Source organism: Chamaesiphon sp. OTE_20_metabat_361, assembly GCF_031364565.1.
In genome coordinates this window covers 1-10133 of sequence record NZ_JANLWO010000233.1, presented here as the reverse complement: position 1 = coordinate 10133, position 10133 = coordinate 1, and the positions used below count along the sequence as shown (strand labels likewise).

Annotated in this window: 10 protein-coding genes; 3 read left to right on the top strand and 7 right to left on the bottom strand. The window is 48.9% G+C overall.

Going from position 1 to position 10133, the window contains the following annotated elements; translation table 11 throughout:
- The 3 genes from RMO35_RS06810 to RMO35_RS06800 all read left to right on the top strand — a co-directional run.
- A partial coding sequence (locus RMO35_RS06810; RefSeq protein ID WP_309739547.1) for an amino acid adenylation domain-containing protein occupies positions 1 to 2908 on the top strand: 2908 nt, incomplete at its 5' end.
- Positions 2909 to 3155: 247 nt separating this feature from the next.
- Positions 3156 to 5729, top strand: a complete 2574-nt coding sequence (locus RMO35_RS06805; protein WP_309739545.1) for a TonB-dependent siderophore receptor — start codon at positions 3156 to 3158, stop codon at positions 5727 to 5729.
- Between the two features lie 27 nt (positions 5730 to 5756).
- Positions 5757 to 5924, top strand: a complete 168-nt coding sequence (locus RMO35_RS06800; RefSeq protein ID WP_309739544.1) for a hypothetical protein — start codon at positions 5757 to 5759, stop codon at positions 5922 to 5924.
- A gap of 5 nt (positions 5925 to 5929) precedes the next feature.
- Here RMO35_RS06800 and RMO35_RS06795 read toward each other — a convergent pair whose 3' ends face one another.
- From RMO35_RS06795 to RMO35_RS06765, 7 genes are all read right to left on the bottom strand, one after another.
- Positions 5930 to 6970 carry an iron-siderophore ABC transporter substrate-binding protein gene (locus RMO35_RS06795; RefSeq protein ID WP_309739542.1) on the bottom strand — a complete coding sequence of 347 codons (1041 nt, stop codon included), beginning with the start codon at positions 6968 to 6970 and terminating at the stop codon, positions 5930 to 5932.
- 64 nt (positions 6971 to 7034) lie between these two features.
- Positions 7035 to 7403 (bottom strand): clan AA aspartic protease, encoded by a 369-nt coding sequence (locus tag RMO35_RS06790; protein WP_309739540.1) that lies wholly within the window; start codon positions 7401 to 7403, stop codon positions 7035 to 7037.
- Complete coding sequence (locus tag RMO35_RS06785; protein WP_309739538.1) at positions 7400 to 7672, bottom strand: hypothetical protein; 273 nt, start codon at positions 7670 to 7672, stop codon at positions 7400 to 7402. Before RMO35_RS06785 ends, RMO35_RS06790 begins: the two co-directional genes overlap by 4 nt.
- Before the next feature lie 114 nt (positions 7673 to 7786).
- Positions 7787 to 8011, bottom strand: coding sequence for a DUF433 domain-containing protein (locus RMO35_RS06780; RefSeq protein ID WP_309739537.1), 225 nt, complete (start codon positions 8009 to 8011; stop codon positions 7787 to 7789).
- Between the two features lie 84 nt (positions 8012 to 8095).
- Positions 8096 to 8629: a hypothetical protein gene (locus tag RMO35_RS06775; protein WP_309739536.1), complete on the bottom strand. Its 534-nt coding sequence runs from the start codon at positions 8627 to 8629 to the stop codon at positions 8096 to 8098.
- 247 nt (positions 8630 to 8876) lie between these two features.
- Positions 8877 to 9746 carry an ABC transporter ATP-binding protein gene (locus RMO35_RS06770; RefSeq protein WP_309739535.1) on the bottom strand — a complete coding sequence of 290 codons (870 nt, stop codon included), beginning with the start codon at positions 9744 to 9746 and terminating at the stop codon, positions 8877 to 8879.
- Positions 9740 to 10133 (bottom strand): iron ABC transporter permease (locus RMO35_RS06765; RefSeq protein ID WP_309739534.1); only part of this gene is annotated, 394 nt, incomplete at its 5' end. The genes RMO35_RS06765 and RMO35_RS06770, both read right to left, overlap by 7 nt.

The window sequence follows — 10133 nt, the reverse complement described above, 5'->3', positions numbered from 1 at the left end:
GGACAAGATCGAGCTGGAAAGTGATACAGATTTAGCTGTTTCTCTGCCGATCGTTGGCGGAAAGCCCGCTTCCCTGGAGAATCGCCTCGCCTACATTATCTACACATCTGGCTCAACCGGACAACCCAAAGGTGTAATGGTGCAGCATGATTCCTTGGCGAATTATACCACCGCTGCCATTGAGGAATATGCAATTAGCGCACGAGATCGCGTACTCCAATTTGCCTCACTGAGTTTTGATGCGGCGGCGGAAGAAATTTTCCCCTGTTTGACGTGCGGGGCGACATTAGTATTGCGAACCGAAGCCATGCTCAGTTCGATCGCAATTTTTCTCCATACCTGCGAAGAGTGGCAAATTACCATCCTCGACTTGCCCACCGCCTTCTGGCACCAGATGGTAACGGAAATGGAAACCCAGAAATTAACCCTGCCCGATTCGGTACGATTGGTGATTTTGGGAGGTGAAAAAGCCGCACGAGATCGCTTTAGAACCTGGCAAAAACTGGTTAAACCTCACGTCCGCCTCGTTAATAGTTACGGGCCGACTGAAGCCACAATTGTGACCACTACGATCGATTTATCCACACTCACAGCCGCAGAATTAACCGGACGCGAACTACCGATTGGTACACCAGTTACCAATGCTCGCACCTACATCCTCGACTCATCCCGCCAACTGTCTCCCATCGGCATCCCTGGCGAATTGTATATCGGTGGGGCAGGTGTGGCACGAGGCTATCTCAATCGTCCCGATCTCACCGCACTAGCGTTTATCCCCGATCCCTTCAACCCTAATGCCCGTCTGTATAAAACAGGCGATCGCGTGCGCTATTGGGCGGATGGGACGATCGAATTTTTAGGGCGGATCGATCGACAGGTGAAAATACGCGGATTTCGGATCGAATTGGGCGAGATTGAAGCCTTGTTGACTCAACATCCCCAAGTGCGCGAAAGTCTGGCGATCGATCTCGCAGATGCCAACGGGGACAAGCAGATCGTCGCCTACATCGTGCCGGAATCTGGCTCTGAACCAACCATTCGCAGCCTCCGCCGTCTGCTCGAAACGAGATTGCCTAAGTATATGATGCCAGCCGGATTCATGCTGCTAGCAGCCTTACCGCTGAATAGTAATGGCAAAATCGATCGTCAAATGTTACCCGCGCCAGAGCTAGATCGATCGGATTTAGGTAACGTATTTATCGCTCCTCGAAATGCGATCGAGACGGAAATCGCCCGCATTTTTGGTGAGGTATTAAATCTCGTTGGCGTAGCCTCTCTGCAAGAGAATCGCGTCGGTGTCGATGATGACTTTTTTGAATTGGGCGGACATTCTTTACTCGCTACCAAATTAATCGCTCGATTGCTATCGAGTTTTGAAGTACCACTATCGATCGTCGATCTGTTTCAGTCGCCGACGGTTGCTGGTTTGGCAGAAAGGATCGAGCGACTCTCCCTCGATAATAAATCATCCCTGCGCCCAATCGATCGCACCTTCGCCACCTCTGTACCGCTCTCCTTCTCCCAAGAGTCAATCTGGGCGTGGCATCATGCAGGGAGTAGTAGTTCCGCCCTCAATAGCTCGATCGTGTTGCGGATTAAAGGCGATCTCCACCCCGCTGTCGTCGAACGCAGCTTTAATGAGATTATCCGCCGCCATGAAATCCTGCGGACGGTATTTCGCGAAGTTGACGAACGACCGATTCAGTATATCTTACCCACACTACATCTCCCCTTGGGTTATCGGGATTTACAACCCTTACCCCCAGCCGATCGAGAATTAGCCGCCTTTAACCTCGCGATCGATCTCGCTACTCCTGAATTCGATCTCGCCATCGCCCCCCTACTCCGAACTAACCTACTCCAACTCGCACCCCAAGAACATTGGTTATTAATAACGATCCACCATATCATTACCGATGGCTCTTCCTTTAGCTTGCTAATTGATGAATTGCACCAACTGATTCAAGCCTTCGATCGCGGCTTACCATCCCCGCTCCCCGCCGTACCCCTACAATACGCCGATCTTGTCGCTTGGCAACAACAGCCCGAACATGCAGATGCGATCGCCACCCAACTAGCCTACTGGCAACAGAAATTATCAAGCGTTAGTGATGGGTATGAAAGAGGGGGAGACGAGGAGATCGGGGGACGGGGTGATGGGGAGATATCGACACCCAAATCATTAAGTCCGAAATCCAAGTATCATTTCAGCCAATTTCCTACATCCCTAGTTGAGGCGATCGAATCCCTGAGTCGTGCCCTAAACGTTACGACATTCACCGTCCTCGCCACTGGATTGCAAATCGCTCTAGCCGCCGAGAGGGATCTATCGGACATCGCGATCGTCACCACCGTGGGCAATCGCACGATCCCCCGAACCCAGCAAATGCTGGGTTGCTTTATCAACGAAGTGATTTTGACATCTAAATTCACCCCCGATCTGACTGGTAAAATGTCTCTCCAACAACTTCAACTCGACATCCAACAAGCGATCGCCCATAAAGATGTCCCCTTCGAGTCGGTACTCGATGCCATCGAACTGCACGGAAAAATCGACATCGCCGCCAGTCTCACCGTGACGAATTCAACTCAAGGGATCGAGCCAATTCCTGGCTGGGAACTGGTAGAAATGCAAACCAAACAGCAACATTGGGACGAGATTTCCGCCGAACTATACGCCCCGGAAACGCCCCTAGAATTTTATATAGAAATGTCCACACCTATGCGGGTAATGGTCAATTATGGGATCGATCGGTACACGGATACGACGATCGCCCAACTACTTGCCAGCTATGAATCGATCCTGACACTACTATCGATCGATCCCGAAATCTCGATCTCCGAGTTGCGATCGCTCTATTCTAACCACCCTACCCCAAATTCCGATGCTATAATATTCAAAATTTAGTTGCAAGTAAATCTCAATAAGTGTAAGATTTTACTTAGTCTTTTAAAAATAATAATTACTGTATTTCTCAATCGATACACATCGGTTTCGGGGTCAGTTTTGCGCGCTTATGTACCAGAAAGGCTTGCCCTCGAAGGGTTTGCGCGTTGGCATAGCCTCTCGCCAGAGAATCGCTCGCAGAGATGGGTAAATCCCAATCATTGAAGTATCTAGAAAAATATTACATCCGATGTTTAAGAAAAAAACCATGAATCTCGTTCCGTCGCGCCAAAAAAGCTTCGCTCCTAGCGCATTTTTGCCGCTATGCTTTCTGATTAACATTTTGGCGATCGCTGTATCCATTCCTGCTAATGCGCGAGCTTCAATTGCTAATAATTCTTATCAAAGTGAGTCCTCAGTACCAGCAGCAAATCGCTTACCGCGCAAGTTATTAGCACAAGCTGCCGCAGTCAAAGTAACGGGTGTAAAAGTCAGTACCACCGAAAAAGGGATCGAAATTCGCCTCGAATCCCCCACTGCAAATATCCCCCAGCCAGTTAGCCAAAACTCGAATGTCACAGTTACCTACGACATTCCCAACGCCACCCTAGCTTTACCCAATGCTGCCGAGTATCGGGCGGTTAATCCCGATCCGGGCATCGCTGAAATATCCGTCGTCCAAGTCACCCCCACCTTGGTGCGGGTCAGTGTGACCGGAAAGGAAGCATTACCAACAATTCAAGTAGCCACAGGTACCGATGGCTTAGTTTTTAGTGCGGTTCCCGTTACACTCTCGACGGCTGGTGATGAAATCGAAATCATCGTCAAAGGTAAACGCAAGGCTGGGTATTTTATTCCCAATGCTTCCAGTGCTACGGGAACGAATACACCGATCTTGGAAACACCATTTTCAGTACAGATTATCCCGCCCGAATTAATTCGCGACAGGCAAGCAACCCAAGTTAAAGAAACACTAGCCAATGTCAGCGGTGTCATCTTCAATGGTGACGGTCAATCGCGCGGTGGCGAACAGTTAATTATCCGAGGCTTTTCAGGTGGTGCCGTCGTTCGGGATGGCTTCAGACGGGGGGATATTGGCGGTGTCACGCCCCCGACGACCGATATTGCTACGGCAGAGCGGATCGAAGTCCTCAAAGGCCCCTCTTCCATTCTATCAGGGGCGATCGAGCCTGGGGGGTTGGTTAACTTAGTCACGAAAAAGCCGTTAAGAGATCCTTTTAATGAAATCGAGGTTCAGATCGGTAGTCGCAATCAAATACGTCCGCGATTTGACTTTTCAGGCCCGCTCACGCCCGATGGTAGTATCCTCGGTCGGATCAATGGAGTATACGAGACTTCGACTAGCGTGCGAAATCTCAACCAGAGCAACCAGAAGTTTGTGTTTGCCCCGACAGTCACCGGAAAACTTGGCGAGAATACCGACCTCACAGTGTCGGTAGAATATATCAACGGTAAACGTGGAGCTGATTTTGGGATTCCGGCTGTCGGCAATAAGGTCGCCGATGTCCCGATCGATCGCATCATAAACGAACCGACGGATACTGTCACCAACACCGCTTTGCAAATCGGCTACAATCTCGAACATCGCTTCAGCCCTCAATTGAGGCTTAAAAACACTTTTCAGTATTCATCCTATCAATTTGATTTTAATGTAGTTGCCTTACCGACCTTTAACGATACCACTAACCTGGTCACGCGCTTTCCCGCCCAGCAAGAAGCTCAACTCAAAGACTATACTTTCCAAACTAACTTAATTGGTGAATTCAATACCGGATCGGTCAGCCATACCCTATTAGCTGGCGTAGATTACATTCGTCGCGACAGTCGCACTGCCAACCGCATCAATCGCACCCCCAACTCCTTAGATTTATTCAATCCCGTTTATGGTGTGCTAGTCAAACCCAGTCGAGACGCTTTAGCCCCCTTTACAGACAATCTCGTTACTTCCGATAGTTATGGGGTGTATCTCCAAGACCAAATTGGCATTACCGATCGATTCAAACTCCTAGCGAGTGTCCGCTACGATGCGATCGACCAAAAAAATACCGATTTCCTCGCTGCGGTTGACGATCCCGCCCGAAATGATAACAGTACTGCCAGTGCCCTGAGTCCGCGCGTGGGGTTAGTCTATCAACTCACGCCCGCCTTATCCCTCTATGGTAGCTACTCCCAATCTTTCAAACCCAATACCGACAGAACCACAACCGGACAAGTCTTAGATCCGCAACGCGGGAAAGGATACGAATTTGGGGTGAAATCAGAATTATTCGATGGTAAATTATTGGCAACCTTGGCATACTTTGATATTACCAAGCAAAACGTCCCCGTTGGCGATCCTAACGATCCCTTTGCTTCGATCGCTTCTGGAGAGCAGCGCAGCCAGGGAATCGAGGTTGATGTGGCGGGCGAATTAGCCCCTGGCTGGAAAGTGATTGCTGCCTATGCTAACACTAACGGTCGAGTTACCGCCGATACCGATGCTACTTTGGTTGGCAAAAAATTGTATGGAGTTCCCGACAATGCCTTCAGCTTGTGGAGCACCTACGAGTTTCAACAAGGAGGCTTAAAAGGATTGGGCTTCGGAGCGGGTCTAAATTATATTGGCGAACGCCAAGGCGATCTTGACAATAGTTTTACAGCAGACAGCTATTTAACTGTCGATGCAGCACTTTTCTATAAAAAAGATGACTGGCGATTTGGCTTGGCTCTAAAAAATATCGGCAATACTAAGTATGTAGAAACTGTCGGTAACAGACGTGGTTCTGCTAATTTCTACGGCGATCCTTTTACAGTCCAGGCAAATGTTTCTTGGCAGTTTTAAACATGAGCTGCCCAGCAGTCAAATTTTGTGGCGATCGGTGGGATCGGCATCGGTGGTAGCTGGGGTGGGACGATCTCTAGTAAGCTGGGCTACAGTGTCTCAACCAATGCGGGCGATCGTCAATTATGGTGTCGATCGACTACTCGCCAACTATCGATCGATCCTGACAAAACTAACAACCGCACCAGCAGGTAACACACCTACTGGAGGAGGCTCGAACCCGATTTTGCTGATAGTAGCTGTTTTTTAAACTCCTCAAGATAGAGCTGAGTCCCAATCGGGCCAGGTAATGCCAGACACTGATAGCTAGGCATAAAATAAACCTTGCCTGCTTTGCTAGCTTTGAGCGATCGGGCGATCGGATTACTCGTCCAAGCTTGTTGGAGTTTAGTCAGTTGATATTCCTCAAACCCATCTGCTAGACCACGTTCTGGGACATTACGGAAGTTGTGCCCCAGCAGCACGATCGCATCTGCCGCATCGAGTTCGGGGAATGTTTCGAGCGAAATCGGCGCGAAAGTCTCCGGCGGTGCTTGCCCAAATTGTTGCGGGTAGACCAATTGAAAGCCTAAATCTTGGGGTAAAGAGCTACAACGATTGTGAATTTTGGTCACTAGCCCCACCTCGCGGAGTTCGGATGAAATCAGCATTAGTAACTTGGGCGCGGTGGCCACCAGTGGAGCAAACGCTTGGCGGGCGGTCGCAATTTGTTGTTTTGTCTCCCGCAATAAATCTGCGGCGCGTTCGGTTTGATTTACGGCGATGGCGATCGTCTGGAGATTGCCATCGGGATCGCCCCATTTGAGAATTAGTGTCGGGGCGATCTTCGACAGGGTTTGATAGTGCTTGGTGTTAGCAATATCCAGCCCCAAAATTAAGTCCGGTTTTGCTTTGATAATTGCTTCGATCGAGGGGGTGCCAGCCATGCCCACATTGGCGATCGATCCGGCGATCCGCGCTCCTATATAGGGAATCTGTTGGCTGGGCTGGTTATATTCGCCTCGGTGCAAAGCAGCATAGTCCGCAAAGGCTACTGGCTGAACACCGAGAGCCAGTAATGGTTCTAATAAATATGGGCCTAGTACGACAATCCGTTTTGCTCCTTCGCACACTTGCGTCGTTCCGGCGGTATGCTCGATTTGCTGGCAGTTAGCGCGGGTTGCAGTTGGCGCGATCGATTGGATCGAAGGCTCGAATTTGCCCGCACAGGCAGCGATCGTGAGGATTAAACCGATCGCCACAACCAGCCTATAAAAATAATTCCTAAATTTCATTGTCAGACCGCGCCTCACTAACCAGCTTACTCTACTCAAATGCCTCGATAGTCACCAGACCACCCTCAATTGTCCGAATCTTTAGATCGTAACCTCGTAACAACCGCATCCCGATTAAAGGAGCTGTTTCTGATTCATTGATATCAATGACGCGATACTCACCATCCCAAATGACACTGGCAATATAAACCTCAAAAATACAGGAAGTCCCATCGCCCAATGTGGCTATGTCACGCCCCTTCCAAGTTAGATCTAGTTCAGCAATGATGTCAGAGGGCAAGGTTAAAAACCCTGAAAACCCTGTATCGATTACTGCATCCACACTTTTGATGATGTCAACATTTCTAATGGCAATCGAAAGCGTTGCTTCACAGTTCTGATTTACCCTCCCCTGCATCATCGATCTCTCAAACTCCGCGCACCAAAATGGTAGACCGCGCTGTGTCCAATCCGAATAAACCAAGTTTGAGCATCGGGGTACTTGGCAAGAAGATGCTCGGATGCGTTCACGATATCGTCTGCCACCTCAAAGGCTCCAGTTTCGATATCGATCGCCACAATCTTACCAGTATTGCCTTCTTCGACTTGCGATCGAATCTGTGAATTATAGAGCGCATCGCCTCGTTGGGCAAACTCTTCCTTGCTATATCGGGGCTGTCGTACTGCCATCGGTTTAACCTTACTGCGACTTAGAATCTCTTTATTTTAACCTAGAAGAATAAGCATTAAAAACGCTGTTTTTTCTCTCGTAGCGAGGTGAAAGATTACGATCAAAAAGCAATTTCATGCCGCAATAGTGAGGGTAAGCTGTTCCCGATCGGCGGCGTAACTAAGGCAGGCAAGAATGTCAGTAGTGGTGAGGTACGGAAAATTTTGTAAAATTTCATCTTGGGTCATACCAGACGCTAAATAGGACAAGACATTGTAGACGGTAATTCGCATTCCTCGGATACAAGGTTTCCCGTTACGTTTTCCAGGTTCTATTGTTAGAATATTTTGGTATTTCATTGGTATGTGGATTGTAATAATAGATTCATTTTAGCGCAACGCGGAGGAATATTTTTCGGGTGCAGTGCCTTGTTAGGCACCACGCTAGATAATGTAGACTTGCCTTACCTCATAAACAAAATCCGGTTCGTTAATGTATTGCATGGCCTTGTCCCACAGTGGGCTTGTACGGTCGTTAAGATTCTTTGAAAGTGCCTTTATCTCTGGTGGTGCGTCGTCCCGAAAATAGTTTTTGTTGTTTTGATTTTTATCATAGCTGACACCTGTTATCTTGAATTTCGACGCTACCACGCTCTTGGATTTCTGCTGCTCTATGTCCTTATGTGCGGTTTCCCACGTCATAGCTCGCATCATCAAGTAATACCCGCGCTCATTAAATTTGCCATCAATAGTGTGCGCGGATTTAGGGGGATACTGCGGTTGTATTCTTCTTTTATACAGGCTACCTACGACGAATCGGAAATGTAAATTATCCGAGGACATCTCATAGCGTCGGCAATCGACAATATCTACCCAGTGACCTTTTGCTTGGGTAAGATGCTTCTTCACAAAGAGAACTGCATAGGCTTCTTCGGTGTTGGCGTATTCAAGGTATTTTTTAAGTAGCCTGTCGTCCATAAATCAAGATGTCTTGGAATCTATGTATGGTGCCTAATTATTTATGAGACTGAAAGTTATCCTAATAACACCCTAAATTGACTGAATAAACCGATAACTATCTGCATATTCCTTAGCAAATAGGGGTATTAGCTAGGGTAATTATCCGTATAATATCCCAGATTGAGTATTTAGGCGGACAAGATTCAGTCTAATCGAGCTATGTCGATCGCCTCAAAGATCTTAAATGGGTTCTAAGATTCTGTTCTCAACAGTCAACTTCCAACTGTTTGAGGCTGCCTAGCAGATTGGGTTGAATCAGACGGTTTCCGTCGGTAGATAACTCTGGATTGAATGTTTTGGTACCGATCGGAATACACATCGGCGTTCCTGCGATCGGATCGGCATGGATCTGACATTTGAGGTTAAATACCGCCTCGACAAGTTCTGCTGTGACGATCTCTGCTGGTGTGCCTGCGGCGAATACTCGTCCGGCTTTGATGGCAACTAAATAGTCGGCATAACGACAGGCTCGATCGAGATCGTGCAATACCATGACGATCGTGCGTCCTTGCTGCTGATTGAGTCGGTAAAGCAGATCCAAGACTTCCATCTGATGGGCTAGATCGAGAAAGGTGGTTGGCTCGTCGAGCAACAGAATTTTGGTGTTTTGGGCCAGGGACATAGCAATCCACGCTCGCTGTCTTTGACCGCCAGAGAGGGTATCGAGGGGGCGATCGCTCAGGGATACTAAGTCGGTCATTTCCAAAGCTTCGCGGACGATTTGGCGGTCTTGAATCGACCATTGTTGCCGCCAATCTTGGTAAGGATAACGACCTTGGGACACCAAATCTTTCACGGTTAAACCTTCAGGGGAGATCGGACTTTGCGGTAATAATCCCAACTGTCTGGCGACGCTTTTGGTCGATCCGGCAAGGATCGATTTACCGTCGAGATATACCCCGCCGCTAGTCGGTTTGAGCAATCTTGCCAACCCTTTGAGTAAGGTCGATTTGCCGCAGCCATTCGACCCCACTAATACTGTAATTTTTTCCGCAGGAATCGTTAAGGACAAATCCTGAATAATCGTGTTCCCTCGGTAAGCCAGGGATAGATCTTGAGCAATGAGTTCTAGCATTGGCGGTGGCGATTTTGAATCAGTAGATAGAGGAAAAACGGCGCGCCGATCGCGGCGATGACGACACCACAGGGCAACTCGATCGGGGCAAAGATCGTGCGCCCGATCGTATCGGCGATCGTCACCAAGATGCCACCGATGAGGGCGGCGACTGGTAAGATCTGGCGATAGTTGCCCCCGACGAGTTGGCGGGCGATGTGGGGGGCAATCAGTCCGACAAAGCCGATCGTCCCAGCGGTAGCCACCGCCGAGCCAGCTAACGCCACGGCGATGATGACGAGCTGGGCGCGTTGCCAGGTAACGCGACTCCCCAATCCCGTGGCGATCTCATCGCCCAAGGAGAGGACATTTAACTCCCGCGTTAGTCCCAATGCGAGGGCAGTACCA